This is a genomic window from Streptomyces sp. NPDC043853, assembly GCF_056436025.1.
This window is the reverse complement of sequence record NZ_JBWKDJ010000001.1, coordinates 583,056-609,632: the sequence shown is the minus strand read 5'-3', so window position 1 is coordinate 609,632 and position 26,577 is coordinate 583,056. Positions and strand designations below refer to the sequence as shown.

Genomic DNA, 26,577 nt, shown 5'->3' with positions numbered 1-26,577 from the left:
CCGGCTCGGATTACGTAGATCTGATCCACTTCACTTCCGCGTCCCGCCCGGAGGGCGGCTGGCCGGGCGGGAGCCGCCGCCCGTGCCCGCCAACGCCAAACCCAAGCGGCCTCGGTCCCTCCATGCCATCCCCCGGGGGCGGCCCGACAGTCCTTGTCGTTGCGTGACGGTCGTCGGTGTCAAGGGTGGCCCGAAGGGCCATCGGCTTGCCGACGCGACCAACGGGAGCGCCCTTGACGCCGGCGGCCGGCACGTAATGACACTGGGACTGACGGGCCGCCCCCGGGCACCTCCCAGATACCGCCCAGGCGGAGCCCCGGCTCACCGCACCCCCGCCCGACACTTCACGACCTCCGCCGATGTCTCCCGCCTCCCCCTCCCCCCGCTCCCGGACCCCGCCCGGTCGTAGCGTGCCCGGTGGGAAAGCCAGCGGGGGTGGGGCGCCGCGTCCTACGCTGTGCGGATGACTGTGCTTGAGCGGCTGCGGGGCGAAGCCGGTGGGGCGGCGGGGGAGTACGAGCGGCTGGTGGCGGCCGGGACGGACGAGCTGGCCGATGCGCTCACTTCCGGGGCACTGCCCCTGTGGGCGCGGGAGCTTGCCGCTTATCGGCTCGGGCTCGCCGGAGACCGCCGCGCTTTCGAGGCGCTGGTGCTCCTCCTCAACCACCGCGATCCACCCCGCTGCGCGGCGGCCGCCGAGGCGCTCGCCGTCCTCGGTGATCCGCGGACGGCGCGTGCCGCGGCGGCCCTCGCCACCAACGAGCTGCGTGTCGCCTATGCCCTGGAGCCGGTTCGGCTGCTCATCGCGCTCCGCGCCCCGGAGTCCGTACCTGCGCTGATGACGACCCTGGACCGGCGGCTCCGGCAGTACGACCCGTACTGGCGGGTTGCTCTGGTGTGTGTCGAGGGGCTCGGGGCCCTCGGTGATCCGAGGGCCCGCGAGCTGCTGATCCGGGCCCAGGCCCATCCTCGGCTGGCGGTCGCGGCGACCGACTCGCTCAAGGCGTTGTCTTCCGCACCGTGACCGTCAGCCTCTCGGCGTGCCGTCTGAGGTGTCCATGATGATTGCCGGGTATCCGTTGTCCATGGCCGGTCGGCCATGGATCCGTGACTGATTCCGTAACTGATCAACGGTCTGCCGTCATCTCGCTTGTGATCGCCCAGCGTTCGTGGTCGCGCCAGGCGCCGTCGATGAAGAGGAAGTCCGGGGACAGGCCCTCCAGCCGGAATCCGGCCTTTCGGACGAGGGCGATCGAGGCCGCGTTCCCCGGCTGGATGTTCGCCTCCAGGCGGTGCAGGTCCAGGGCCCCGAAGGCGTGGGTGATGAGGAGGCCCATTGCCTCCGTCATCAGGCCGCGGCCCGCCGCGTGCGCGAAGGCGCCGTAGCCCAGGGCGCCGCACTGGAAGGCGCCGCGCACGATGTTGTTGATGTTGATGAAGCCCGCGATGGCACCGCCGTCCCGTTCGCACACCAGGAATCCGGCCCGACTCGGGTCCTCGCCGGCAAGCCGGCGCGCGTAGGGCTCGTACTCGGCGGGTGTGGTGGGCGGGAACAGCCACGGGTGGTGCAGCTCCTGGCTCTCGCGTGCGCGGGTGGTGAACTCCGGGGCGTCTTCGGGGCGGAAGGGGCGCAGGCCCACCCGGGGCCCGCCGCACACGAACTCCGCCGTCGCGTCGGAAAAGATCATTCGGTCAGCGTAGGGCTGTGTGAGGATCGCGTGCGTGAGCGACGACGATGACAGGAGGGCCGCCGCCCTCGCCGCGCGGAACAACGCCGCCTGGTGCGACGCGGTCTGCCGTGCGCACGGCCTGGAGCCGCGGGCCGGTGACCGGCTGTGGGCCTCCGCCCGCCGGACCCCGCCCCTGTATCCCGATGCCGTGACCCTCAATGCGGAGGTCACGGAAGGCGAGGTGCTGGCCCTCGTCGACGTCCGGCAGCCCTGGTGTTCGGTCAAGGACAGCTTCGCGCGGCTGGAGCTGGGAGAGGCGGGATTCGAGGTGTTGTTCGACGCCCAGTGGATCCACCGCCGACCCGCGCCGGCGGAGAGCGCGGTGGCCTGGGAGCGAGTCCGTACGGCCGAGGAGTTGGCACGCTGGGAAGCGGCCTGGGAAGCAGCCGGGGGCGGGGCGGAGGGGGTGTTCCGGCCGGAGCTGCTCGCCGACCCGGACATCGCCTTCGTCCACGGCGTGGACGGCGCCGCTCCCGGCGGCGGGCGGATGGTCTGCGGGGCCGTGCTCAACCGTGCCGCGGGTTCGGTCGGAGTCTCGAACGTGTTCGGGGCCGGCGCCTGGTCCCTCGTGCTCTCGGCCGCGGGCGGGCTGTGGCCGGGCCTACCGCTCGTGGGCTACGAGTCCGGAGAGGATCTGGCCGCAGCGGCCCGGAACGGGTTCGTCCCCGTCGGGCCCCTGCGGATCTGGCTCCGGAGCGGGTGACTCAGTCCGCGCCCAGTTCCAGCCGTTCCACGTCATCGCGCTGCAGCCCGAACGCCTGGACGTAGAGGGAGAGTTCGGCCTCCAGGGCGCGGACCATCGTGGCGGCCTGCCGGAAGCCGTGGCCCTCGCCCGGGAAGGGGATGTACGCGTGCGGGACCGCGCGGCCCCGGAGGGCCCGCAGGAAGCGTTCCGCCTGGGCCGGCGGACAGACCGCGTCGTCCAGGCCCTGGAGGAGGACGAACGGGGCGGTGATGCGGTCGGCGCGGGCCGCGGGGGAGCGTTCCCGGTTGCGGACGGCCAGGGTGTCCGGGGGGCCGGCCAGGCCGTCGATGTAGTGGGACTCCAGATCGTGGGTCTCCTCGGCGAAGCCCTGGAGGTCCAGTACCGGGTAGATGATCGTGCCGCAGGCGTACAGGTCGGTGGCGGCCAGCGAGGCCGCCGCCGTCCAGCCGCCCGCGCTGCCGCCGCGGATCGCCAGCCGGGCGGGGTCCGCCGTGCCCTCCGCCGCCAGGGACCGGGCCACCGCCGCGCAGTCCTCCACGTCGACCACGCCCCACTGCTCGCGCAGCCGCTCGCGGTACGCCCGGCCGTAGCCGGTGGAGCCGCCGTAGTTGACCTCGACCACGCCGATGCCGCGCGAGGTGAAGTACGCGATGTGCAGGTCCAGCACGGGCGGCACGTGGTCGGTGGGGCCGCCGTGCGCCCAGACGACGTACGGCGGGAGTTCGTCGGCGGGGGCGCGGCGGGCCGGGTGGTGCGGGGGGTAGACGTGGGCGTGGATCTCCCGGTCGTCCGGGCCGAGGAAGGTGCGGCTCTGCGGTTCCGGGTAGTACGCCGGGTCCACCCGGTCCACCGCGTGCGCGCCGACCGCCCGGGCCCGGCCCGTCGCGGTGTCCAGCTCCACCACCTCGTACCCGCTGCGCGGGCTCGCGGCCACCCCGTACACCCGGGAGCCGTGCACCGCCAGGGCCGGCTGCCAGGCCGTCCACGGCCCGGCCACGTCGACCAGGTCGCCGGTCTCGGGGTCGAGTATCCCGAGCGCCGACGAGCCGAGGCCGTGCAGGACGGCGACCGGCCCGGCGGGCAGGGGGGCCAGCCAGGCCAGGCCGGTCTTCCACAGCGGTCCGCCGAACTCCTCCTCCCGCGGGCAGAGGTTGACCGCGCCGCCGCTGTCCGGGTCCACGCGGTACGGGTTCCACCAGCCACAGCGGTCGCTGACCGCCAGCAGGCTTCCGTCGGCGGCCCATTCGGTCTGGCAGACGGACTCCCCGGGCCCGCCGAGCACCGTGCGGACACCGGTCAGCGCACCGTCGGCGGTGACCTCGGCGAGCTTCAGCTCGGTCCCGTCCCACGGCATCCGCGGGTGGTCCCAGGCCAGCCAGGCGGCCCGCCGCCCGTCGGGGGAGAGCCGCGGGCCGGTGCAGAAGCGGTGCCGGTCGTCGGTCAGTTCCCGTACCCGCGACCGGTCCTCGGCCGCCGATCCGTCCAGCGGTACGGCGGCCAGGACGCGGCGCACGTCGGTCGGGGCCGGGCCGGTGAACTCCTCCAGCACGCACCACACTTCGCCGTCGCGCAGCACCGGGTCGGCCCAGCGCAGCCCGCGCCCCGCCGTGCCGAGCGGGGTCAGCGGCCTGGGCTCCCCGGCGCCGTTCGGCCCGCCAGCGTCGGGTTCGTACCGGTAGAGGCGCTGGTCGGCGAAGTGGGAGAAGACCACCAGCGGCCCGTGCTCGCCCCAGGACGCGGTCCAGGGGCGGCCGCCGTACTCCACCACCCGGCTGCGCACGTTCCACGGCGCCGCCAGTACGGCCTCCTCGGGGCCCCCGCCGGAGCGCAGCCGGACCAGTGCGCGGCGGCCGCCCTCGGACGGCCGGGGTTCCGTCCACCACACTTCGTCGCCGACGGTGCCTACGTACTCGGGCCGCCCGTCCAGCGAGGCGGCCAGGGCGGCGTCGATCGGGGACGGCCACCTTCCGTAGGGTTCGGTGGTGCCGGCGACGCTCACGACGGACGGGGCAGCGGCGGCTGGGGCTGCGGCGTCCATCACAGGGCCCGTAGCGCGCGGTCGAGGACCCGGACCCCGAAGTGCAGGGCGTCGACGGGCACCCGCTCGTCCACGCCGTGGAACAGCGACCAGTAGTCGAAGCCGGGCGGCAGCTTCAGCGGGGAGAAGCCGTAGCCGGTGATGCCCAGGCGGGAGAACTGCTTGGCGTCGGTGCCGCCGGCCATGCAGAACGGCACCACGTGCCCGGCCGGGTCGAAGTGCTCCACGGATTCCCGCAGGACCGCGTACGTACGGCCGTCCACGGGGGCTTCGAGCGCCACCTCCCGGTGGTGGAACTCCCATTCCACGTCCGGGCCGGTGAGCTGGTTCAGGGTGGAGATGAACTCCTGCTCGCCGCCGGGCAGAATCCGGCCGTCCACGTACGCGGTGGCGTGGCCCGGCACCACGTTCAGCTTGTAACCGGCGCTCAGCATGGTCGGGTTGGCGCTGTTGCGGACGGTCGCCTCGACGAGCAGGGCGGCCGGTCCGATCTTCCCCAGTACCTCGTCCAGGTCGAAGTCGCGGGCCCGCGGGTTCACCGACAGCCCTTCCAGCGCGGCGAGTTCGGTGATGCAGGCGGTGACGGTGTCGGTGAGCCGGACCGGCCACTCGTACTCGCCGATCCGGGCCACGGCGGCCGCCAGCCGACTGACCGCGTTGGCCCGGTTGGGCTTCGAGCCGTGCCCGGCGGTGCCGTGGGCGGTGAGTTTGAGCCAGGCCGTGCCGCGTTCCCCGGCGGCGATCGGGTAGAGGGTCCGGCCGGGGGCGGTGTGCAGGGTGAAGGCCCCGGACTCGCTGATGCCCTCGGTGCAGCCGTCGAACAGGCGGGGGTGCTCGTCGGCGAGGAAGCCGGAGCCGTCGACGGCGCTGTCCTCCTCGTCGGCGGTGAAGGCGATCACGATGTCCCGGCGCGGGCGGACGCCACGGCGGGCCCAGGCCCGTACGACGGCCAGGACCATCGCGTCCATGTTCTTCATGTCGACGGCACCGCGGCCCCAGACCACTCCGTCGCGGACCTCGCCGGAGAAGGGGTCGGTGCTCCAGTCGGCCGCCTCGGCCGGGACCACGTCGAGGTGGCCGTGGACCAGCAGGGCCGGGGCGGACGGGTCGGTGCCCTCGATCCGGGCGACGACGTTGGTGCGGCCGGGGGCGCGCTCCAGCAGGACGGGCTCCAGCCCGGCGCCGGCCAGCCGTTCGGCGGCGTATTCGGCGGCGGGGCGTTCGCGGCAGTCGCCGCCGCCCCGGTTGGTCGTGTCGATGCGGATCAGCCCGGAGGTGAACTCGACCACCTCGTCGAGGGCGGTCCGGTCGACGGGCGAGGTGTCCCCGGCTTCGTGGGCTTCGTGGGCTTCGTGGGCTGCCGGGGTCTCCGGAGTGGTGTGCATGTCAGCCATACTGCTCCTCCACGGCGGCGGAGACGATCGTCGTGACCGCCTTGAAGGTCCGGATCCCCTCGTACATCGTCTCGCTGCTGTACGCGACCCTGCGCTCGCCGGTCCGGTCGACACCCGGAACCACGGTGGCCGACAGGGACAGGTGCTCGGCGTCGAACTCCAGCTCCACGGTGAACGGCCCGGCGGACACCGGCTCGTGCCGGACGGCGAGGGCGGCCGCCTCCTTGGCGGCAGCCCGGATGTCGGCGGCCGTGCGGGCGGGAGGACGGCAGACCGCGGCGTACCGCGAGACGTGGTCCTTGACGGCGACGGTCCGGGCCCGGGGCGCGTACCCGGCGGCGTCGGCGCAGGTCAGGTCGTCGCCGGTGACCAGGACGACCGGGACCCCGTACTCGGCGACCACGTGCGAGTTGAGCAGGCCCTCGCTGGCGCGCACCCCGTTGACCCACACTCCGGTGATGGAGTTGGCGAGGTAGGTGTGGGCCAGGACGCCTTCGGTGCCGGCACCCGTGTGATAGCCGACGTAGGCGATGCCGTCGACGTCGCCGTGCTGGACGCCCTCGACCATGGAAAGGGTCTTGTGCCGCCCGGTGATCATCTCGACGCGTTCGTCGAGCTGCTCCAGCAGCAGGTTGCGCATGGACCAGTGCGCCTCGTTGATCAGCACCTCGTCGGCGCCGCCGTCGAAGAACCCCTGGGCGGCGGCGTTGACGTCGGAGGTGAACATGACCCGGCACCGTTCCCATTGCGGGGTGCCGGGGAGCACGTCGGCGGGCCAGGTGACGCCGGTGGCGCCCTCCATGTCAGCGGAGATGAGGATCTTCATCGGGCCCCCGTCGCGGAGTCGCGGTCGTGTCTCCGCCTCACCCTAGCCAGCGGGCGGGACGGGGCCCAGAGCACGTGCGGCGTGGCGTGCGGCCCGGGGCGACCGGGCCGCGAAATCCACTCGAACCGGTGAGGTCCGCAACCGGCTTGCTCAGCCCTCGGTTTCGCGGGCCAGGTTGTCGAGCAGGGTGTCGTAGATGCGGGCGAGGCCCTTGGGGGCGAAGGTGCGCTCGAAGAAGCCGCCGATGCCGCCGGCTCCGTTCCAGACGGTCGTGACGACGGCCTTGGACTTGCCCTCGCCTGCCGGGGTCACCGTCCAGGTCGTGACCATCGAGGAGTTACGGTCCTTCTCGACGAGCCGCCCGTCGGAGGGCTCGGTGACCTCCAGCAGGCAGTCGCGGACGCGCTTGCTGGTGGCCTGCAGCTTCCAGTGCACCAGGGTGCCCTCGCCGTCGCCGCCCTCACGCACCTCGTACTCGCTGAAGTGCTCGGGCAGCAGCTTGGCGCGGGTGCCGGTGTAGTCCGCGAGCGCGTCGAACACCGTCTCCGCGTCGGCCGCGATGATCCGCTCCGTGGTGGCCTCGACCTGCGCCATACCTGTTCCTCCAGCAGTCGTGAACGCTCTTGCGGCGGCAAGCCAATCACCCTCCGGGGCGGGGGCCCAAATCGGGTCCGGGCGGACCCCCTTGCGGGGCTGCGCCCCGGGGCCTCGCGGGGCTGCGTCCCGCCCGCCTTGTGGGGCTGCGCCCCGGGGCCTTGCGGGCTGCGCCCCGGGGCCGTGTGGGCTGCGCCCCGGCGTGGGCGGGGCTGCGCCCGAAGGCAGGGGGCCGCGGTCGGGCGGGGTGCGGCCGCTGGGCGGGGTGTCCCGGTGTGCCCACCCGTCCCGCCCAGCGGGACGCCTGCCCACACCGAGGCGGGTGGCCTGCGCACTCCGAGGGCGGGACGCCTGCCCACACCGAGGCGGGTGGCCTGCGCACGCCGGGGCGCCTGGGCACTCCGAGGCGGGTCGCCTGCGCACGCCGGGGCGCCTGGGCACTCCGAGGCGGGTCGCCTGCGCACGCCGGGGCGGGATGACGGACGGGGGGAGGGCGATCATGGGAACAGATGTTCTATTCTCGGTCGCGGCGGTCGAGTGGAGGAGGGCGTCATGCGCTGGGAGAACCTGACCGACGGGTCCTCGGGGCCGGCCGCGCTGTTCGGTGCCGGGGCCGTGGTCACGCGGACCTTCGACACCCCCGAGTTCCGTGGCATCACCTTCCACGAGGTGCGGGCCAGGTCGATCGTCAACCGCGTGCCCGGTGCTTCCCGGATGCCGTTCGAATGGACCGTGAACCCGTACAGGGGTTGCTCGCACGCCTGCGTCTACTGCTTCGCTCGGAACACGCACAGCTATCTCGACCTCGACACCGGGCTCGGCTTCGATTCCCAGATCGTCGTCAAGACCAACGCCCCCGAGCTGCTCCGCCGCGAGCTGGGCTCCCGCCGCTGGACCGGCGCGCACATCGCCATGGGCACCAACGTGGACTGCTACCAGCGCGCCGAAGGCCGCTACCGGCTGATGCCCGGCATCATCGAGGCGCTCCGCGACCACGCCAACCCCTTCTCCATCCTCACCAAGGGCACGCTGATCCTCCGCGACCTGGAGCTCCTCCGGCAGGCGGCCGAGGTCACCGAAGTGGGCATCTCCGTCTCGGTCGGCTTCACCGACACCTCCCTCTGGCGCACCGTGGAGCCGGGCACGCCCTCCCCGGCCCGCCGGCTGGACGTCGTACGGACCCTCACCGAGCACGGAATCGGCTGCGGGGTGCTCATGGCCCCGGTGATCCCCTTCCTCGGCGACGCGCCCGAGCAGCTGCGCGCCACCGTGCGGGCGGTCGCCGAGGCCGGCGCCACCTCCGTGACACCCCTGGTACTCCATCTGCGGCCCGGCGCCCGAGAGTGGTTCACGGCCTGGCTGGCCCGGCACCACCCCCGCCTCGTCCCCCGGTACGAGCGGATGTACGCGGGCGGGGCGTACGCGCCGACCTGGTACCAGCGCCAGATCACCCGCCAAGTCCACGAACTGGCAGCCGAGTTCGGCATCGGGCCGGGCGGGCGCGCGGCGGCCCGGAAGACGGAGCCGCCGGAGCGCCCGGTCGGCCCCGCACCGGACGGACCCACCCAGCTCACCCTGCTCTGACCGTCGGCCCGCCGGCCCCGGCCCGCCGATCCACCATCGGCCGATCCAGCGGACCGGGATCACCAGATCGGGCCATTGGCCTGGGCAATCCCGGTTTCGGGCCCCGGGTTCCGGGACGATTCCGCCCAGAACCCTCTGCCGGGAGAACCGAAGATGCCCAAGATCGCCCTCACGAAGCGCACCATCGCCCTGCTCTCCACCGCCACAGCCGCGGCCGCAGCGGCGACCGCGCTGGCCGCCGCCCCGGTCACCGCCGCCGCCCCGGCGGAGTCCGCCGCCGGGCTGCGCTGGACCGCCTGTCCGACCACCAAGTACCCCACCCTGCAATGCGCCTCGCTGAGCGTCCCGCTCGACCACGCGCAGCCCGGGGGCCGCAAGATCTCCCTGGCCCTCACCCGGGTGCCGCACACAGCCCGCACCTCCCAGGGGCCGCTGCTGGTCAACCCGGGCGGGCCCGGCGGCAGCGGCCGCGGCCTGGCCGGGTTCGTGGCCTCCGCGCTGCCCGCGGACCTCGCCGCCCAGTACGACGTCATCGGCTTCGACCCCCGGGGAGTGGGCAAGAGCGAACCCGCCCTCGACTGCGGCCGCGACCACTTCGCCCCGGTCCGCCCCGACTCCGTCCCGTACCGCGAGGCCGACGAACGCGCCAACCTGGAACGGGTCCGCTCCTACGCCCAGGCCTGCGCCACCCGCCACGCCGACGTCCTCCCGCACATCGGCACCGTCGCCGCCGCCCACGACCTCGACCTGATCCGCACCGCCCTGGCCGCGCCCCGGATCAGCTACTTCGGCTACTCGTACGGCACCTACCTCGGCGCCGTCTACGCCAAGCTGTACCCCCAGCGCGTCCACCGGCTCGTCCTGGACTCGGTGGTCGACCCCTCCGGCGTCTGGTACGAGGACAACCTGGCCCAGGACGCGGCCTTCGACGCCCGCCACAAGACATTCATGGCCTGGGTGGCCAAGCACCACGCCACGTACCGGCTGGGCACCGACCCGACCGAAGTGGAGAGCCGCTGGTACGCGATGCGGGCGGCGCTGCGCACCGCCCCGGCCGGCGGCAAGGTGGGCCCCTCCGAACTGGAGGACACCTTCATGCCCGGTGGCTACTTCAACGGCTACTGGTCCAGCCTGGCCGAGGCGTTCGCCGCGTACACGCTCCGCGAGGACGCGAAGCCGCTCGTCGCCGCCTACGAGCGGTTCGGCGCGGTCGACCCGGCGGCCGGCAACAGCTACAGCGTCTACACGGCGGTACAGTGCCGGGACTCGGCCTGGCCGAAGGACTGGAACACCTGGCGGGCCGACATGTGGCGCACCCACGCCAAGGCCCCCTTCATGACCTGGAACAACGCCTGGTACAACGCCCCGTGTGCGTTCTGGCCCACCGAGCCCCTCCAGGCCCCCGACGTCACCAACACCGAGCTCCCCCAAGCCCTGTTGGTCCAGGCAACGGAAGACGCGGCGACCCCCTACGAGGGCGCGGTGAGCATGCGCCGCAAGCTCGCAGGCTCCGCCCTCCTGGTCGAACAGGGCGGCGGCAACCACGGCGTGGCACTGAGCGGCAACAAGTGCCTGGACGAGAAGGTCGCGGCGTACCTCCGCACCGGCCGCGCGGCCGACGCCACCTGCACGGCCCAGCCCGCCCCCGAACCCACCCCGGCCACCCGGGCCCTCCCCGCCTCCGCCGGCGGCGCCGCCCTCCACGGCCTCCTCGGCTTCCGCGGCTGACACACCACCCGCCCCCCGGGGCTCGCCGCCCCACGGCGAGCCCCGGGACAACGCCGCGCAGCCCACGGCACGGTCAAGGGCCCGAGACACGACGGCGACGCGACCACTCCAGTACGGCGCCAGGGCTGACAAGATCAGCCACATGACCAAAGCCGACGATCACATCACCCGTATATCCGACCCCGAAGGCATGGCCCCGGGCACCGGCTACAGCCATGTCGCCTGGGGCACCGGCCGGTTCATCGCCGTCTCCGGCCAGTGCGCCCTGGACGAGAACGGCGGGATCGTCGGCCATGACGATCCCGCCGCGCAGGCCCGGCAGGTCTTCGAGAACCTCCGCCGCTGCCTGGCGGCGGCGGGAGCGACCTTCGACGACGTCATCAAGTTGACCTACTACGTCACCGACGTGGCCCATCTCCCGGCGGTCCGCGCCGCCCGCGACGCCGTCATCCCCGCCGACCGCCTGCCCGCCTCCAGCGCGGTCCAGGTCGCCGCACTGTTCCGCCCAGAACTCCTCCTGGAGATCGAGGCGTTCGCCGTCCTCCCGACGTGATGCCCGCCGCTGGACCCGGCGGCCGGGCCATCGAGGGGGCGCGCCCCCGGCCCTTCCGGCTGCCGCCGTCCGGCGGGAGCGCGTACCGATCGTCGGCGGTCTATGTCCGGCCCATGGCGGCCCGCATCCGCTGATCGGCAGGAGCGCGTAGCGATTTGGGGCGCCTGGACCGGCCTGGATTACGTAGATCTGATCGACTTCACTTCCGCGTCCCGCCCGGAGGGCGGCTGGCCGAGCGGAGCCGCTGCCCCTGCCCGGCAACGCCAGAGCGCAAGGATCCGAAGGCTCCCTCCATGCCATCCCCCGGGGGCGGCCCGACAGTCCTTGTCGTTGCGTGACGGTTGTCGGTGTCAAGGGGGGCCCGAAGGGCCATCGCTTTAGCGACGCGACCAACGGGAGCGCCCTTGACGCCGGCGGCCGGCACGTAATGACACTGGGACTGACGGGCAGCCCCCGGAGCTCCTCGCTCCCGCCCAGCCGGAGCGGGCTGCGTGCGCGCGGCGGGGGTCCCTGCGGGGCGATTTCCCCACCCCGCCCCTTCCCGAAACTGGGGCTTTGCCCCAGTCCCCGTTCCGGGGCTTTGCCCCAGTCCCCGTTCCGGGGCTTTGCCCCAGTCCCCGTTCCGGGGCTTTGCCCCAGTCCCCGTTCCGGGGCTTTGCCCAGCCCCACCCCCCGTTCCGGGGCTTCGCCCCACCCCTCCCGAGCCAAGGCACGGCCAGGAGCGGACACGGCAGGCTCCCCCCGTCACCCCACCCCCCGGCGCGCGACTCCCTGGATTCCGCAAAACCGCTGTGGACCGGCCGCCATGGCGTGTTCCATGCCTCCATGGCCACTACTGTCCGTCGCACCGTCGTCACCCTCCCCGCCGCCCCGCTCGGCGCCGAGAACCCGCTGCCCCCGCTCTCCGCCCCGGCCGACGTGCACGAGATCGACGAGCGCACCAAGGCCCGTCTGCCGCGCGAAATGGCCCGGCAGATCGGCTACGAGCCGCTCCGCTCCCTGCTCCCCGTGCGGCTCCGCGACGGCTATGGACGGCAGCGCACGGACAGCGCGATCGACGCGGTCGTACTGGAGAACGAGCACCTCGCCGTGACGGTCCTGCCAGGACTCGGCGGCCGGGTCCACTCACTGCTCCACCGGCCCACCAACCGCGAACTCCTCTACCGCAACCCGGTGTTCCAGCCGGCTGCCTTCGCCCTCAACGGGGCCTGGTTCTCCGGCGGCATCGAGTGGAACATCGGCGCCACCGGCCACACCACCCTGTCCTGCGCGCCCCTGCACGCCGCGCTCGTGCCCGCCCCCGACGGCGGGACCATGGTCCGGCTGTGGGAGTGGGAGCGGCTGCGGGACCTCCCCTTCCAAGTGGACCTGTGGCTCCCGGACGGCTCCGAGTTCCTCCACGTAGGAGTGCGCGTACGCAACCCGCACGAGCGGCCCGCGCCCGTCTACTGGTGGTCCAACACCGCTGTCCCCGAGGACAACGGCACCCGTGTGCTCGCCCCCGCCGACGAGGCGTGGCACTTCGGGTACGAGCGGCACCTGCGCCGTATCCCCATCCCCGGGCCGATTCCCGAGCCCATCCCCGAGCCCAGGTCCGGCGAGGAGGCCACGGACCTGACCTACCCGCTGCGCAGCGAGTTCCCGGCGGACTTCTTCTACGAACTGCCCGAAGGCGCCCGCCCGTGGATCGCCGCCCTCGACGGCGAGGGCCGAGGCCTGGTGCAGACCTCGACCGCCCGCCTGCGAGGCCGGAAGCTGTTCGTGTGGGGCGCGAGCCCGGGCGGCCGGCGCTGGCAGGAATGGCTCACCGAACCCGGCACCCCCGGCTACGCCGAGATTCAGGCCGGCCTCGCGCGGACCCAGCTGGAGCACGTACGCCTCGACCCGGGCGCGGAGTTCAGCTGGCTGGAGGCGTACGGTCCGCTGGACGCCGACCCGGCCGCCGTGCACGGGCCCGACTGGGCCGCGGCCCGGGCCGTCACGGAGCAGGCGCTCGCCACCGCCCTGCCCCGCCAACGGGTGGAGGAGGCGTACGCGGCCTGGCTCCCCTATGCGGACCGGGACCCGGGGGAGCGTCTGGCGACGGGCTCGGGCTGGGGAGCCCTGGAGGTGCTGTGCGGCGGTCTGGACCTGCCCGGTACCCCGTTCGACGAGTCGATGATCGGTGAACCGGAGCGGCCCTGGCTGGAGTTGTGGCGCAGCGGCGCGTTCCCGGCACCGTCCGATGCGGCGCAGGCCGGTGCGGCACCGTCCGATGCGGCACCGTCCGACACACTCCCGCCCGGGCCGAGCCTGGTCGCCCCGCACTGGCGGGACATGCTGGAGACCGCCCCGGCCGATCCGTTGACGGAGTACCACCTCGGCGTGGCGCAGTGGCATGCGGGAGACATCGCCCAGGCGGTCCGCAGCTGGGAGCGCGGACTGGCACAGGCCCCGTCGCGCTGGCCGCTGCTGCGCTGCCTGGCGGCCGCGGACGCGCTGGCGGGGGACGCCGGACGGGCCGCGGAGCGGTACGCCGAGGCGTTCGCGGACCTGATGGCGGGCAGTCCCGGCACCGCGCCCTGGACGGCGGCGGAGTCGGCCCTCGGCAAGGAGGCGCTGGCCGCGCAGCTGGCGGCGGGCCGGGTGCCCGAGGCCCGCTCGGTGTGGGAGCGGCTCCGCCCCTCCCTCCGCGGGGAGGGCCGCTTCCGGCTGCTCGCGGCGCGGCTGCTGGCGGCGGAGGGGCATGTGGTCGCGGCCCGACGGCTGTTCGAGGACGGGATCGAGGTCCCGGACCTGCGGGAGGGCGACGAGGTCCTCGGGGAGGTGTGGGCCGGCCTGACGGACCGCCCGGTTCCGGCCCGCTACGACTTCCGCATGAGGCCGTGACCCTCCAGCGCTGCCTCATGGGGGGTCACGGCCGTGCGGGGCCACGACCAAGTATTCATCAATCTGATTAGTCATTTTTTTGAGTATGCTCGGGGAGGTGAGGGGCGCCGAAGGAGAGGACCGGCGCCACGGAAGACCGAACGGAGGCGGGCGTCCCCATGGCCCTGAGGCACGCCGTGCTGGCGGCACTGCTGGACGAGGAGCTCAGCGGCTACCAGCTGGCCAAGTCGTTCGACCTCGGCGTCGCCAACTTCTGGCACGCGCTGCCCCAGCAGCTGTACGCCGAGCTGGCCAAGCTGGAGGCGGACGGGCTGGTCGCCGGTCGCGAGGTGGTCCAGGACACCCGGCCCAACAAGCGGATGTTCCACGTCACCGAAGCCGGGACCGGCGAGCTGGAGCGCTTCGCCGCGGCCTCCGCCAAGCCCTCCGTCCTCCGGGACGACCTGGCCGTCATGGTCCAGGCATCCGACCTCATCGACTCCGGGCCGGTCATCGACCGGCTGGAGGAAAGGGCCGTGTTCGCCCGCGCCAAGGCCGAACTCTTCGAGGGCCTGCTGCGGAAGTTCCGCGGCGGGCTCGACGAGGAGGAGTTCCTGCGCAGCGGCGAGCGCATCGGCCCCTACCTGACCTGCCTGCGCGGCCTCGCCTTCGAGCGGGGCAACCACGAGTGGTGCGAGAGGGTCGCAGCGGTCCTCAGGGAAAGGCGGTCGGCCCGTGCCGGACAGTGAGCAGTGCACGCACGACGGCAGTTACCTGCGGTACGTCGCATTGGGTGACAGCCAGACCGAGGGGCTCGGGGACGGTGACGACACCGTCGGCCTGCGCGGGTTCGCCGACCGGTTCGCCGAGCGGCTCGCGGTGCACAGCCCCGGCCTGACCTATGCCAACCTCGCCGTGCGGGGCCGGCTCGCCGGGCAGGTCCGCGCCGGCCAGCTCGACGCCGCGCTCGCCCTCCGCCCCGACCTGGCCACCGTCGTCGCCGGCGTCAACGACGTCCTCCGCTCCTCCTTCGACGCCGACGAGGTCGCCGGCCACCTGGAGGCGATGTTCGCCGCGCTCACCGGACAGGGCGCCCGGGTCGTCACCGTCACCTTCCCGGACATGACACGGCTCGTCCCGCTCGCCCGCCCGCTGGGCGCGCGCGTCCACGCCCTCAACGAACGCATCCGGGAGGCGGCCGCACGGCACGCCGTGGTCGTGGCCGACACCGCCCCGTACGCGGTCGTCACCGACGCCCGCCTGTGGAGCCCGGACCGGCTGCACGCGAGCCCGCTCGGCCACGACCGGATCGCGGACGCCCTGGCCGACGCGCTCCGCCTGCCCGGCAGCAGCGACGCCTGGACGCACCCGCTGCCCCCGCCGCCGGTCCCGGAACCCACCGGCCTTCGGGCGGCCGCCGGCGAGCTGCGCTGGGCGGCCGGGTTCCTCGGGCCCTGGCTCGGCCGGCGCCTCCGCGGCCGCTCCTCCGGCGACGGCCGCACCGCCAAGCGTCCGGCCCTCCTCCCGGTGCCCGCCCCGCAGGGGGCCTGAGTCGTCGGGCCCCCTGCGGGCCGCCGCCGGCCGCCGGGCCACCGGCCGCCGGGCCACCAGCCGCCGGGCCACCGGCCGCCGGGCCACCAGCCACCTGGCCGCCGGTCCACCAGCCATCAGCCACCGGGCCGCCGGCCGCCGGTCCACCAGCCACCACCGGACCACCGCACCACCCCGTCAGGCGCGGGCCAGGATCTCGCCGTTCAGTACCGAGAACCAGGCGTCGGGGTCGGCCGCCCAGGCGCGCCAGGCCGCGGCCGCCGACACCAGTTCCTCCGCCGTGGCATGGCCGCCGGCCACCGCGATCTCCGCGTACGAGGAGGCCGTCGTACGGTCCGCCCACAGCTCCGACCACCAGGCGACCTCGTCGGGCTCGGCGAAGCACCACGCCGTGGCCGAGGCGCGCACCTCCTGGAAGCCGGCCTCCCGGGCCCAGGCGGTCAGCCGTCGGCCCGCGTCCGGCTCGCCGCCGTTGGCCCGGGCGACCCGCCGGTACAGGTCCAGCCACTCGTCCAGCCCGGGCTGCGCCGGGTACCAGGTCATCGCCGCGTAGTCCGCGTCCCGCGCCGCCACGATGCCCCCCGGCCGGCACACCCGCCGCATCTCGCGCAGGGCCTGCACCGGATCACCGACGTGCTGCAGTACCTGGTGCGCGTGCACCACGTCGAAGGTGTCGTCGGGGAAGTCCAGCGCGTGCACGTCCGCCACACCGAACTCGATGCCCTCGATACCGCGCTCCGCCGCGTACGCCTCGGCCTTCGCGACCACGTCCGCTCCGGCGTCCACGGCCACCACCCTTCCGGGGGCGACCAGTTCGGCCAGGTCCGCGGTGATGGTGCCGGGACCGCAGCCCACGTCCAGGACGGACATGCCCGGCCGCAGCTCTCCGATCAGGTAGGCGGCGGAGTTCTGCGCGGTGCGCCAGCGGTGCGAACGCAGCACGGACTCGTGGTGTCCGTGCGTGTAGACGGCGGTCTCGCGAGCAGGGGTGCCCTGGGCGTCGTTCATCGCGTCACTCCTCATCTTCGAAGGCTTGCGGTTGCGGCTTGCTGCCTGCCATCACCGTAAAGGATCTTGTCGAGATATGAGATGGGCGTATTGACATGTGGACACAACCCTTGCAGGAAAAGGGAACTGGAGGTGTCGATGGCAGGGCTGGCGAGAGGCGAGGACAGTGGGCGGCAAGGAGGCCGCGGGGAGGCCGAAGGGGGCCGCAAGGAAGCAACAAGGAAGGCGACAAGGAAGGCAACAAGGAAGGCCGGGAGGGGGGCCGGGGTCACGGGAGAGGACGGTGGGATCCATGGCATCCATGGCATCCATGGGAGACAGTCGGACGGACTCGTTGCTGGAGTGGCACGCCAAGGCCCTGGACCTGTTCACCGACCGCGTGCACGCGGTCCGGGAGGACCAGTGGGACGCGCCGACCCCGTGCACCGAGTGGAGTGTGCGCGACCTGGTCAACCACGTCACCGGGGAGCAGCTCTGGATACCTCCGCTGCTCACCGAGGGCCGCACCGTCGAGGACGTCGGGGACGCGCTGTCCGGGGACCTGCTCGGCTCGGATCCGGTGGGTGTCTGGGACCGGGCCGCGGCCGCCGCGCGGGCCGCGTTCGCCGAGCCGGGGGCGCTGGGTCGGACCGTCAAGCTGTCCTACGGGCCGGCGCTCGGGGCGGCGTACTGCTCGGAGCTGACGGCCGACTGCGTGGTGCACGCCTGGGACCTCTCCCGGGGCATCGGGGCCGACGACCGCCTGCCGGACGGGCTCGTCGAATTCACGATCAAGGAAGTGATGCCGTACGCGGACGGACTGGCGGCCAGCGGATTGTTCGCCCCGCCCGTCGAGGTCCCGCCCGGCGCGGACGCCCAGGCCCGGCTGCTGGGGATGGTCGGCAGGGCGCCGTAGCCGTGTTCGCCTTATAAAGGGCAAAGTGGGGCATGGTCGAGGGTGAGGAGGCGGAGACGGTGGAGGGGATGCAGCGCACGGCTCCCGAGGGCGCGAGTCTTGAGGGCACGACTCCCGAAGGCCGCGGGCCGGTCCGCTACGGTCCGCCCGCACCCGAGCCGGGGCTGCCGGTCGTCCCCGAACTGCGGGCCGTCCTGGCCGCGGCCGCTGCCACCTCGGCCGCGGAGCCTCCCGGCGGCGGCGCACCGGTCCGCGAGGCCGCCTGCCGCTACTGGGAACGGCGCGGCCTGCCCACCGCACCGGACGAGGTGGCCACCGGGCCCGGCGCCCCCGCACTGCTGCTGGCCCTGCTCGGCGCGGCCGGCGGCGATGTGCTGCTGCCGCGGCCGTGCCCCGCCTGGTGGACCCCGCAGGTACGGCTGCTCGGGCACCGCGCCCATCACGTGCCGACCCCCGCCGAGTGCGGCGGCGTACCGGACCCCTGGGCGCTGCTGGAGACCGTACGGAGGGTCCGCGCCGAAGGTGGCGATCCGCGGCTGCTGCTGCTCAGCACGGCCGACGACCCCACCGGCACGGTGGCCCCGCCCGAACTGCTGCACGAGGCGTGTGAGGCCGCGCAGTCCGAGGGGCTGCTCGTGGTCAGCGACGAGACCTGGCGGGACACCCTGCACCAGCCGCACGAGACGTTGCTGGTCAGCCCGGCCGAAATGGTCCCCGGGCAGGTCACCGTGCTGGTGGACCTAGCCGGGTCGCTGCTGCCGGCCGGCTGGCCGGCGGCCGTGGCCCGGTTCCCCGCCGGTCCGCGCGGAACCTGGCTGCGGGCCCGCACCCTGGACGCCCTGACCGCGACCGGAGCGGTGACCGCCGGACCGGTCGCCGCGGCCGCGGCGTACGCGCTGGACGAACCGGAGGCGGTGGCCGAACGGGCCCGCGCGGAGGCCGCCCTGCACGGCGCGGTCGCGGCCGAGGCGCACCGGCGGCTGCTGGCCGCGGGCGCCCTCGCCCGTCCCCCGCAGGCCGGGCGCCACCTCTACGCCGATCTGACCCCGCTGCGGTCGGGGCTGGCCCGGCACGGCGTGACCGACGCCATGGAACTGGAGGACTGGCTCGGCAACCGGCTGGGCGGATCGGCGCCCGGCGGCCAGCGGTTCGCCGACGAACTGGGCGCGCCCCGGTTCCGGCTGGCCACGGCACCCCTGCTGGGTGGCTCGGAGGAGGAGCGACTGGCCGCGCTGACGGCCCGCGACCCGCTCGCCCTGCCGTACGTACGGCGGTCGCTGGAGACGCTCACGGAGGTACTGGCCGAACTGGCGGACCCGTCGCCGCTGGTCGAGGTGCCGTTGCGGGAGACGTCGTGAAGGCCGTTGCGAGTGGACGGGAGCCTCGCGGATGAGGGAGCGGGCGGACCGGCGGGACACCCTGCGCCGCCCGGCGGTGCGCCCCGCGGTGCGCCCGGCCGGCCCGGACGCCGGCCCGGACGCCGGCCCGGACGCCGGCCCGGACGCCGGCCCGGACCGCGACCTGGACGCCGGCCCGGACCGCGACCTGGACGCCGGCCCGGACCGCGGCCCGGACTCCGGTCCCGACGCCGACGCCGACACCGGCCCGGACCGAGGACCTGACTCCGGTCCCGACGCCGGCCTGGACCGTCGACCCGGCTCCGGCTCCGGCTCCGGCTCCGGCACCGGCACCGGTGCCGCTCCCGACCAGAACCCCGGCCCCGGCCCCGGCCCCGGCCCTGGCCCCGACCCCGCCCCTGGTGCCGCCCGGCGCCGGGCCACGCTCCTGGGCGGTACGGGACGACCCCTCGGGGTGGTACGGGCCCTCGCCGAAGTACGGATGTGGCCGCGGTCGTTCGCGGACCGGCTGACCTCCCCCATGCCCGGCATGCGGGAGCTCGCGCGGCTCGCCCGCGAAGGCGCCTTCCGGCCGGACCCGGAAGGGCTCCGGGGCATCCCCGACCTGCCGTACGCACCGGGGCCGCTGCCGGAGGCGGGCCCCGGCACGGTGGCCGTCACCTGGGCCGGGCACGCCAGCTGGGTGGTCCGGATCGGCGGGCTGACCCTCCTCACCGACCCGGTCTGGTCCAGGCGGATCCTCGGGACCCCGGCCCGCATGACCCCGGTCGGGGTCCGCTGGGAGGACCTGCCACCGATCGACGCCGTGGTGATCAGCCACAACCACTACGACCACCTGGACGCGCCCACGCTCAAGCGGCTCCCCCGGAACACCCCGCTGTTCGTGCCGGCAGGCCTCGCCCGCTGGTGCCGGCGCCGCGGCTTCACCACGGTGACCGAACTGGACTGGTGGGAGGCGGTGGAACTGCGCGGGGTCCGCTTCGACTTCGTCCCCGCGCACCACTGGTCGAAGCGCTCCCTCGTAGACACCTGCCGGACCCTGTGGGGCGGCTGGGTGCTCACCGACCGGGCGGGTACGGGTGCCAAGCTGTACTTCGCCGGGGACACCGGCTACGGGCACTGGTTCCGGGAGATCGGCCGCCGGCACCCCGGGATCGATCTGGCGCTGATGCCGATCGGGGCGTACGCACCGCGCTGGTGGCTGCGCGACGTACACGCGGATCCGGAAGAGGCCGTACGCGCCTGTCGGGACGCCGGTGCCCGGCGGATGGCGCCGATGCACTGGGGCACCTTCGTGCTCTCCGCCGAACCGGTCCTGGAGCCGCTGCTGCGGGTGCGGGCGGCCTGGGCGCGGGCCGGACTGGACCGGGCGGACCTGTGGGACCTACCGATCGGGGGCTCGGCGGTGCTGTGAACGCCCACGCCCGTCAGGACGTCGATGCGTCCGCGTTCGGCTTCCGCTTCACATCGGTCACCTTCACGTCCTCGCCCTCGTGGGCACCGAACGCTTCGACGGTCAGGCCGGTGCCCGTGCCCGTGCTCGTGCCGGTGACATCCAGGGCCAAACGGCCGCCCATGAAGCGCAGGTCGAGCCTCACCCGGGGCGCGCCCGCCTGGTCCGGCATCCGGTGGATCCTGGCCGCCGGGACGTCCAGGGCCGTCAGCTTCCCGCGCATCGCCTCGTAGTCGGTCGTCCTCGTGTCCTTGAACGCCTCGCCGACGTACTTCGCGAACTCGCGGCCTTCGCACTTCTCGGCTGCGGTCAGCGGCAGTTCCTCGAGCGGCAGTTCCCCGCGCGGCGGTGACTCGGGGGCAGGCGTCGACGGCGGCGCTGCGTCCGGGGGAAGGGGATCCGGGACGTTCCCGTCGGCGTCGGGAACCCCCGGCGGGGTTCGGACCGGCCCGTACCCGGGTGTGTCCGCACTCTCCGGGCCCGGGAGCTCCTCGGGCTCGGGGACGCCGCCCTTGTCCTCGACGGCGTCCGGAAGGCAGGGCTTCGTGACGCGCACCAGCAGCTCCATGAAGCGTAGTTCCTGCTCGTCACTGCTCAGCGGAGTGGCCGCCGTGGGCGAAGCCGGTACGGCATTGCCCACGGGGGCCTGATCGGTTCCGGCGGTCCTGGTTCCGGGGGTCCCGGTGCCGCAGGCGGACAGGAGCAGACAGCCGAGCACAGCCGCCAGCACGGACTTCGGAAGGGATCTCGATCTCATGCAGGCATCGTGCCGGGAGGTGAGAACGGCCCACATGAGTACGCGTACTCACCCCCGCCGGCGTTCCGACTCCCTCACGCCTCAGTATTTTTCATCGGCACGCAGAAGGCGTCCAGGATCTCGTCCGCGGCCTTGACGGCGGTCTCGCCGGCGGTCAGCGAGTCGTACACGAAGCCGACCGTGGCATCCTCGATCCCGCAGTAGGCGGCGATGCCCGTCCGGAGGAGGCGGGAGACCGTCTCCTCCCAGCCGCGTTCGGCGAACTGCGCCTCCCCGTACGCGGCCACGGCGAGCCACAGCAGCCGCTTGCCGCGGAGCCGGGACGGGCCGCTGCCGTCGCCGTAGGCGAAACCGTGGTTCCAGACCCGGTCGATCCACCCCTTGAGGATGGCCGGGAGCCCGAACCACCAGAGCGGGAAGACCACGACGACCGTGTCGGCGGCGTCGAGCCGGGCCATATGGGCCCGGACCTCGGGGGAGTACGTCTTGCCCGGGTCGGCCCAGTCCGGCTCGTCGGCCGGGGTCATCCGCGGGTCGAAGTCCTCGGCGTGCAGATCGAGTACGTCGACCTCGTGGCCGGCGGCGGCCAGCCGGGCCCGCGCCCGCCCGGCGAGGGCGGCGGTGAGGGAGTCCGGGCGGGGGTGAGCCACGACCAGCAGGGCGCGCCCGGCCTTCGCCCGCTCCTGCACGCAGGGCACGTGAGGCAGGTGAGGGACATGAGGGACGTGAGGCACACAAGGCACGTGAGGCTGCGTGGGAACGCTCATCGTCCCTCCCCGCCCAGCCGGACCAGCATCTTCCCGGTGTTGGCACCACGCAGCACGCCCAGCATCGCCTCGGGCGCCTGCTCGATACCGTCGACCACCGTCTCCTGCGTCCGCAGCGTGCCCTCGGCGAGCCAGCCCGCCGCCTTGCCGATCCACTCCGGGAACTGGTCGAAGTGGCTGGAGACGAGCATGCCGCGCAGCGTCAGCTCGCGGACGGCGGCCTGGTACAGGTTCGGCCCGGGAGCCGGGACGGTGTCGTTGTAGCCGCTGACGGCACCCACCAGGGCGATCCGGCCCCCGGTCCGCATGGCGCCGAGCGCAGCATGGAGATGGTCGCCCGCCACTAGGTCCAGGTAGACGTCGATCCCGTCCGGGGCGGCCTCCGCGAGCTGTCCGGGCAGGTCGCCCCCCTTGTAGTCGATGGCGGCGTCGTAGCCGAAGGCGTCCAGCAGCGCACGGGTCTTCCGCGGACCGCCGGCCGAACCGATGACCCTAGAGGCGCCCAGCCGGCGGGCGAGCTGGCCGGCGACGCTGCCGACGGCTCCGGCCGCGGCCGAGACGAACACGACGTCGCCCTCCCGGACGGGCGCGGTCCGGGTGAGCGCCGCGTACGCGATCAGGCCGGTGGTGCCGAGTGCGCCCAGATAGGCCGGTGCCGGGGCCAGCGCGGTGTCCACGACGGTGGCGTGCGCCGCGTCCAGCACGGCGTACTCGCGCCAGCCGAGGAAGTGGGAGACGGACGCGCCGACCGGGATCCCCGGGGCGCGGGAGGCGATCACCTCGCCGACCGCGCTGCCTTCCAGGGTGCCGCCGATGGTGAACGGGGGGATGTAGGACGGTGCGTCGTTCATGCGGCCCCGCATGTAGGGGTCCACGGACATCCAGGTGTTGCGGACCACGATCTGCCCTTCGGCGGGCTCGGGGACCTCGGTGGTGGCCAGGGTGAAGTGCTCGGGGCCGGGCTCGCCCACGGGGCGGGCGGCGAGGCGGATCTCACGGGAGGTGGTCATCGCGGCAGGTGCCTTTCGTTCGGGCTGTTCGTTCGGGCTGTTCGTTCGGGCTGTTCGTCTGCGCTCGTCCGCTCGTTCGTCGCGGCGGTCCGAACCGGACGAGAAGAACGGTGCGGGGCACCGCGCACGGCTTCCTGACGGTCTGCGCACGGTCCGCGCACGGTCTTCCGCGTGTGCCCGCAAGGCCGTTCGGCAGGACGCACGGGTACGGAGGACCGGACGGCATCGGACGGCCCGGTGAAGATCGCGGGTTACCGTGGCCCCATGCGATTCGAGGTGCTGGGTCCGGTGACCTTACGGACGGAGGACGGCAGTGCCGTCGCGGTGCCCGAGGCGAAGGTCCGGGCCCTCCTCGCGGACCTTCTGGTGCACCGCGGCCGCCCGGTCGCCGCGGACCGGCTGATCGACGACCTCTGGGGAGCGGGAGACCTCCCCGGCAACCCCGCCAACACCCTTCAGACCAAGGTCTCCCACCTCCGCCGCGTCCTGGCGAAGGCGGAGGACGGCGGGCGCGCCCTGCTCGCCCACGGGCCGGCCGGGTACCTGCTGCGCGTCGGCGCGGAGGCGGTGGACGCCGAGCGGTTCGCCGGGCTGACGGAGCGCGCGCGGGCCGCCGCCGACGCACGGGAACGGGCCGCGCTGCTGACGGAGGCGCTGGGACTGTGGCGCGGGGAGGCCTACGCGGACTTCCGTGACGCCGCGTTCGTGCGGGCGGAGACGGCCCGTCTGGAGGAACAACGGCTCACCGCCCACGAGGACTTGGCCGAGACCCGCCTGGAGCTCGGCGAGCACGCCGTCCTTGCCGACGAGTTGGGCGCGCTGGTCGGGGCACACCCGCTGCGCTCCCGCATCCGCGCGGCGCACATGCGCGCCCTGTACGCGGCGGGCCGCACGAACGAGGCCCTGGAGTCGTACGCGGACCTCCGCCGCCGCTACGCGGACGAACTGGGCCTGGACCCGGACCCCGAACTGGCGGCGCTCCACGAGGCGGTGCTCCGCCAGGACCCGGCGCTCCGCCAGGACCCGGCGCTCCGCAGGGACACGGTGATCCGCCGGGCGCCGGCCGGACCGCCACCTGCGGCGCGTCAAGACGCGTCCGGCACGCCCCCGGAGCGGGCCGGGACCCGGCCCCGTACGAACCTGCCGGCACCGGTGAGCACACTGGTGGGCCGACAGGAGGCGGTCGACGCCGTGTGCTCCCTCCTGGACGCGGGGCGACTGGTCACGCTCACCGGGCCCGGCGGCGTCGGGAAGACGCGCCTCGCGCTGGAAGCTGGCCGACGGCTGCTGGCCGACGGGGGACTCGCCGAACGGGGATTGCCGGACGGAGGACTCCCCGACGGGGCATTCCCGGACGGGGTCTGGCTCGTGGAACTCGCCGGGACCAAGGGCGAGGTCGCGGAAACGGTGGCCGCGGCCCTGGGCATCCGTGAGGAGGGCCCCGGCCAGGCGGCCGGGCCCGAGGCGGCCGACGTCCTGGACGACGTACTCGCGGAGGCGCTCTCCGTCCGCCGTGCACTCCTCGTCCTCGACAACTGCGAGCACGTCCTCGACGCCGTCGCACCGCTGGTCGGCCTGCTGCTGCGCCGGGCCCCCGGGCTGCGGGTCCTCGCCACCAGCCAGGAGCCCCTGGCCGTGGCCGGTGAGGTACTGCACGCGGTGCCGCCCCTGGCCGGCACCGAGGCGGTGGAGCTGTTCGCCGCCCGCGCCGCGGCCGCCGCCCCCGGCTTCGCCGTGACTCCCGACAACCACGAGGCCGTGGCGCTGATCTGCCGCCGCCTCGACGGGATCCCGCTCGCACTGGAACTGGCGGCCTCCCGGGTCCGGGCGCTCGGCGTGCACGTCCTCGCCGACCGGCTCCACGATCGGTTCCGGCTGCTCAGCCAGGTCCGCCGGGACGCCCCGGCCCGCCAGCGCACCCTCCGCGCGATGATCGACTGGAGCTGGGAACTGCTTCCGGCGGCCGAGCGGACCGTGCTGCGCCGACTGGCCGTGTTCTCCGGCGGGTTCACCCTGGAGTCCGCCGAATCGGTGTGTGCGGACACGGGTGACGGCGTCCCGGACCTGGTCGCCCGGCTGGTCGACCGGTCCCTGGTCGTCGCGACGTACGAGCAGGGGTGCGGCGGGGGAGCCAGGGGAGACAGCGCCGGCGGAGGTGGAGGCGTCCGCTACCGGATGCTGGAATCGGTGATCGCGTACGGGCTGGACCGGCTCGACGAGGCGGGTGAGACGCGGATGGTCCGCGACCGTCACGCCCGGCACCACATCGGGCTCGCCGAGCGGGCCGCCGCCGGACTGCACGGGCACGGCCAGCGGCGGTGGCTGGCCGCGCTCGACGCCGAGACGCCCAACCTGCGCGCCGCGCTGGACCACGTCACCAACACCGGCACCAACAGCAACAGCAACAGCAACAGCAACAGCAACGCCGGCACCAACACCAACACCCGCACCGACACCAACACCCGCACCGACACCAACACCAACACCAACACCGGCACAGATCCCGCTCCGGCCGTCGCCCCGGAGCTCGGCCTCCGCCTGGTCAACGCGCTCACCTGGTACTGGTTCCTGCGCGGCCGGCTCGGCGAGGGGGTGCGCTCGCTCGACCGGGCCCTGCACGCCGCCGGGCCGACGGAGGCGGAGGCGGAGGCGGTGGCGGTGGCGGAGGCCGCGGACGCGGCAGCGGCTGCGCGCACCGCGCGGGCCCACCGGGCCGCGTTCACCCTGCTCACCGGCGACGGCTCAAGGCTCGCCGAGACCCACGAGGGCGCGGATCCGCGGAGCCGCTGGCTGCTCGCCTACGCCCGCTGCGGCTACGGCGAGGAGCGGGACGGGAGCGGCCCGGACCGGCTGCCGGAGGAGTTCCGGCGGCTCGGCGACCGGTGGGGCGAGGCGGCCGCCGTCGGCATGCTCGGCACCCGGGCGATGTACCGGGGCGACCTGGCCGGGTTGCGCCGCCACGCCGGGCACAGCGCCCGCCTGTTCGACGAACTGGGCGACCGGTGGGGCCAGTTGCAGATGTCCGAGTTGCTGGGCGTGGTGGCGGAGATCGCCGGGGACTACCAGGCGGCCGCCCGCCTGCACGGTGAGGGGGTGCGCGGAGCACAGGAGCTGGAGTTATGGACGCACGCCTCCTTCCGGCTGGCCCGGCAGGGCCGGATCGCGCTGCTCACCGGGGACGACGCGGCGGCCACCGAATTCCACGAGCGGGCCCGCCGGCTGGCCGCGGAGCAGTCGCACCGGTCGGCCGAACAGTTCGCCGAGACCGGACTGGCCCTCGGCGCCAGGCGACGGGGCGACCTGGACGGGGCGGAGGCCCTGCTCGGTCCCTGGCTGGACTGGAACCGGCGGATGCGGGTCGACGCGGGGACCGCGCTGGTCCTGGCGCAGCTGGGGTACGTGGCCGAGCAGCGTGGCGACCCGGACCGGGCGGAGGCCCTGCACCGGGAGGGCCTGGTGGCGGCCCGCCGCACCGGGGACCCGCGCGCCCTGGCTCTGGCGTACGAGGGCCTGGCGGGCGCACGGTCGGCCGGCGGCCGGCACGAGGAGGCGGCACGACTGCTCGGGGCCGCCGCGACGCTGCGGGAGTCGGTCGGCATGCCGCTTCCGGAGGCGGAGCGGACGGACGCCGACCGGGCGGCCGCCCGCGCACGTACGGCCCTCGGCGAAGCCGCGTACGACACGGCCTTCGCCCGAGGCCGCGCCCCGACCGGGATCCTCGACCTTCCCGGTCTTCCCGACCTGTCGGATTCGGCCTGACGGGCTCTCAGCAGACCTA

The 26,577-nt window shown here is 74.2% G+C and carries 21 protein-coding genes; 12 read left to right on the top strand and 9 right to left on the bottom strand.

Annotated elements, in window-relative coordinates; genetic code table 11:
* Positions 1-463: 463 nt before the first annotated feature.
* Positions 464-1,024, top strand: a complete 561-nt coding sequence (locus tag AC067U_RS02610) for a HEAT repeat domain-containing protein (protein WP_478827752.1) — start codon at positions 464-466, stop codon at positions 1,022-1,024.
* Positions 1,025-1,127: 103 nt separating this feature from the next.
* On the opposite strand, the gene AC067U_RS02605 is transcribed toward AC067U_RS02610, so the two are convergent.
* Complete coding sequence (locus tag AC067U_RS02605) at positions 1,128-1,688, bottom strand: GNAT family N-acetyltransferase (protein ID WP_478827751.1); 561 nt, start codon at positions 1,686-1,688, stop codon at positions 1,128-1,130.
* 34 nt (positions 1,689-1,722) lie between these two features.
* Between AC067U_RS02605 and AC067U_RS02600 the strand changes: the two genes are divergently transcribed.
* Positions 1,723-2,433 (top strand): hypothetical protein, encoded by a 711-nt coding sequence (locus AC067U_RS02600; RefSeq protein ID WP_478827750.1) that lies wholly within the window; start codon positions 1,723-1,725, stop codon positions 2,431-2,433.
* A 1-nt stretch (position 2,434) separates the two neighbouring features.
* Here the strand turns inward: AC067U_RS02600 and AC067U_RS02595 are convergent, their stop codons facing one another.
* From AC067U_RS02595 to AC067U_RS02580, 4 genes are all read right to left on the bottom strand, one after another.
* Positions 2,435-4,474: a prolyl oligopeptidase family serine peptidase gene (locus AC067U_RS02595; protein WP_478827749.1), complete on the bottom strand. Its 2,040-nt coding sequence runs from the start codon at positions 4,472-4,474 to the stop codon at positions 2,435-2,437.
* Positions 4,474-5,868, bottom strand: coding sequence for a M20/M25/M40 family metallo-hydrolase (locus AC067U_RS02590; protein ID WP_478827748.1), 1,395 nt, complete (start codon positions 5,866-5,868; stop codon positions 4,474-4,476). Before AC067U_RS02590 ends, AC067U_RS02595 begins: the two co-directional genes overlap by 1 nt.
* Complete coding sequence (locus AC067U_RS02585) at positions 5,861-6,694, bottom strand: M55 family metallopeptidase (RefSeq protein ID WP_478827747.1); 834 nt, start codon at positions 6,692-6,694, stop codon at positions 5,861-5,863. The genes AC067U_RS02590 and AC067U_RS02585 overlap by 8 nt, the downstream gene beginning before the upstream one ends.
* A 150-nt stretch (positions 6,695-6,844) precedes the next feature.
* A complete protein-coding gene (locus AC067U_RS02580; protein WP_478827746.1) occupies positions 6,845-7,288 on the bottom strand; it encodes an SRPBCC family protein in 444 nt (147 codons plus the stop codon).
* 552 nt (positions 7,289-7,840) lie between these two features.
* Here AC067U_RS02580 and AC067U_RS02575 point away from each other — a divergent pair.
* The 6 genes from AC067U_RS02575 (at position 7,841) to AC067U_RS02550 (ending at position 15,551) form a co-directional block, all read left to right on the top strand.
* Positions 7,841-8,872 (top strand): Rv2578c family radical SAM protein, encoded by a 1,032-nt coding sequence (locus tag AC067U_RS02575; RefSeq protein WP_478827745.1) that lies wholly within the window; start codon positions 7,841-7,843, stop codon positions 8,870-8,872.
* A 153-nt stretch (positions 8,873-9,025) separates the two neighbouring features.
* Positions 9,026-10,600 carry an alpha/beta hydrolase gene (locus tag AC067U_RS02570; RefSeq protein ID WP_478827744.1) on the top strand — a complete coding sequence of 525 codons (1,575 nt, stop codon included), beginning with the start codon at positions 9,026-9,028 and terminating at the stop codon, positions 10,598-10,600.
* Between the two features lie 142 nt (positions 10,601-10,742).
* Entirely contained in the window at positions 10,743-11,153 is a 411-nt protein-coding gene (locus AC067U_RS02565; RefSeq protein ID WP_478827743.1) for a RidA family protein, read from the top strand.
* Between the two features lie 825 nt (positions 11,154-11,978).
* A complete protein-coding gene (locus AC067U_RS02560; RefSeq protein ID WP_478827742.1) occupies positions 11,979-14,021 on the top strand; it encodes a DUF5107 domain-containing protein in 2,043 nt (680 codons plus the stop codon).
* Positions 14,022-14,179: 158 nt separating this feature from the next.
* Positions 14,180-14,749, top strand: coding sequence for a PadR family transcriptional regulator (locus AC067U_RS02555; protein WP_478827741.1), 570 nt, complete (start codon positions 14,180-14,182; stop codon positions 14,747-14,749).
* Entirely contained in the window at positions 14,736-15,551 is an 816-nt protein-coding gene (locus tag AC067U_RS02550; RefSeq protein WP_478827740.1) for an SGNH/GDSL hydrolase family protein, read from the top strand. Before AC067U_RS02555 ends, AC067U_RS02550 begins: the two co-directional genes overlap by 14 nt.
* 177 nt (positions 15,552-15,728) lie before the next feature.
* Here the strand turns inward: AC067U_RS02550 and AC067U_RS02545 are convergent, their stop codons facing one another.
* Entirely contained in the window at positions 15,729-16,559 is an 831-nt protein-coding gene (locus tag AC067U_RS02545) for a methyltransferase domain-containing protein (protein ID WP_478827739.1), read from the bottom strand.
* A gap of 301 nt (positions 16,560-16,860) precedes the next feature.
* Here AC067U_RS02545 and AC067U_RS02540 point away from each other — a divergent pair, with 301 nt between their 5' ends.
* The 3 genes from AC067U_RS02540 to AC067U_RS02530 all read left to right on the top strand — a co-directional run bounded on the left by AC067U_RS02540 (position 16,861) and on the right by AC067U_RS02530 (position 20,226).
* Positions 16,861-17,454 (top strand): TIGR03086 family metal-binding protein, encoded by a 594-nt coding sequence (locus tag AC067U_RS02540; RefSeq protein ID WP_478828271.1) that lies wholly within the window; start codon positions 16,861-16,863, stop codon positions 17,452-17,454.
* Between the two features lie 68 nt (positions 17,455-17,522).
* Positions 17,523-18,812 (top strand): aminotransferase class I/II-fold pyridoxal phosphate-dependent enzyme, encoded by a 1,290-nt coding sequence (locus AC067U_RS02535; protein ID WP_478828270.1) that lies wholly within the window; start codon positions 17,523-17,525, stop codon positions 18,810-18,812.
* Positions 18,813-19,239: 427 nt separating this feature from the next.
* Positions 19,240-20,226 carry an MBL fold metallo-hydrolase gene (locus AC067U_RS02530; RefSeq protein WP_478828269.1) on the top strand — a complete coding sequence of 329 codons (987 nt, stop codon included), beginning with the start codon at positions 19,240-19,242 and terminating at the stop codon, positions 20,224-20,226.
* A 13-nt stretch (positions 20,227-20,239) separates the two neighbouring features.
* Here the strand turns inward: AC067U_RS02530 and AC067U_RS02525 are convergent, their stop codons facing one another.
* The 3 genes from AC067U_RS02525 to AC067U_RS02515 form a co-directional block, all read right to left on the bottom strand.
* Positions 20,240-21,022 carry a hypothetical protein gene (locus tag AC067U_RS02525; RefSeq protein ID WP_478827738.1) on the bottom strand — a complete coding sequence of 261 codons (783 nt, stop codon included), beginning with the start codon at positions 21,020-21,022 and terminating at the stop codon, positions 20,240-20,242.
* A gap of 74 nt (positions 21,023-21,096) precedes the next feature.
* Entirely contained in the window at positions 21,097-21,720 is a 624-nt protein-coding gene (locus AC067U_RS02520) for an NAD(P)H oxidoreductase (protein WP_478827737.1), read from the bottom strand.
* A 65-nt stretch (positions 21,721-21,785) separates the two neighbouring features.
* Positions 21,786-22,799 carry an NADP-dependent oxidoreductase gene (locus AC067U_RS02515; RefSeq protein WP_478827736.1) on the bottom strand — a complete coding sequence of 338 codons (1,014 nt, stop codon included), beginning with the start codon at positions 22,797-22,799 and terminating at the stop codon, positions 21,786-21,788.
* Between the two features lie 264 nt (positions 22,800-23,063).
* Between AC067U_RS02515 and AC067U_RS02510 the strand changes: the two genes are divergently transcribed.
* The gene (locus AC067U_RS02510; protein WP_478827735.1) at positions 23,064-26,558 is read left to right on the top strand and encodes an AfsR/SARP family transcriptional regulator; all 3,495 of its coding nucleotides are present in this window, start codon (positions 23,064-23,066) and stop codon (positions 26,556-26,558) included.
* Positions 26,559-26,577 lie beyond the last annotated feature (19 nt).

Excerpts from the sequence above, each read along its gene's own strand:
- AC067U_RS02580 (WP_478827746.1), bottom strand. The coding sequence starts at position 7,288 with ATGGCGCAGGTCGAGGCCACCACGGAGCGGATCATCGCGGCCGACGCG.
- AC067U_RS02565 (WP_478827743.1), top strand. The coding sequence starts at position 10,743 with ATGACCAAAGCCGACGATCACATCACCCGTATATCCGACCCCGAAGGC.
- AC067U_RS02590 (WP_478827748.1), bottom strand. The coding sequence starts at position 5,868 with ATGGCTGACATGCACACCACTCCGGAGACCCCGGCAGCCCACGAAGCC.
- AC067U_RS02555 (WP_478827741.1), top strand. The coding sequence starts at position 14,180 with ATGGCCCTGAGGCACGCCGTGCTGGCGGCACTGCTGGACGAGGAGCTC.
- AC067U_RS02595 (WP_478827749.1), bottom strand. The coding sequence starts at position 4,474 with ATGGACGCCGCAGCCCCAGCCGCCGCTGCCCCGTCCGTCGTGAGCGTC.
- AC067U_RS02540 (WP_478828271.1), top strand. The coding sequence starts at position 16,861 with ATGGCATCCATGGGAGACAGTCGGACGGACTCGTTGCTGGAGTGGCAC.
- AC067U_RS02585 (WP_478827747.1), bottom strand. The coding sequence starts at position 6,694 with ATGAAGATCCTCATCTCCGCTGACATGGAGGGCGCCACCGGCGTCACC.
- AC067U_RS02575 (WP_478827745.1), top strand. The coding sequence starts at position 7,841 with ATGCGCTGGGAGAACCTGACCGACGGGTCCTCGGGGCCGGCCGCGCTG.
- AC067U_RS02510 (WP_478827735.1), top strand. The coding sequence starts at position 23,064 with ATGCGATTCGAGGTGCTGGGTCCGGTGACCTTACGGACGGAGGACGGC.
- AC067U_RS02610 (WP_478827752.1), top strand. The coding sequence starts at position 464 with ATGACTGTGCTTGAGCGGCTGCGGGGCGAAGCCGGTGGGGCGGCGGGG.
- AC067U_RS02560 (WP_478827742.1), top strand. The coding sequence starts at position 11,979 with ATGGCCACTACTGTCCGTCGCACCGTCGTCACCCTCCCCGCCGCCCCG.
- AC067U_RS02545 (WP_478827739.1), bottom strand. The coding sequence starts at position 16,559 with ATGAACGACGCCCAGGGCACCCCTGCTCGCGAGACCGCCGTCTACACG.
- AC067U_RS02515 (WP_478827736.1), bottom strand. The coding sequence starts at position 22,799 with ATGACCACCTCCCGTGAGATCCGCCTCGCCGCCCGCCCCGTGGGCGAG.
- AC067U_RS02570 (WP_478827744.1), top strand. The coding sequence starts at position 9,026 with ATGCCCAAGATCGCCCTCACGAAGCGCACCATCGCCCTGCTCTCCACC.
- AC067U_RS02535 (WP_478828270.1), top strand. The coding sequence starts at position 17,523 with ATGCAGCGCACGGCTCCCGAGGGCGCGAGTCTTGAGGGCACGACTCCC.
- AC067U_RS02525 (WP_478827738.1), bottom strand. The coding sequence starts at position 21,022 with ATGAGATCGAGATCCCTTCCGAAGTCCGTGCTGGCGGCTGTGCTCGGC.
- AC067U_RS02605 (WP_478827751.1), bottom strand. The coding sequence starts at position 1,688 with ATGATCTTTTCCGACGCGACGGCGGAGTTCGTGTGCGGCGGGCCCCGG.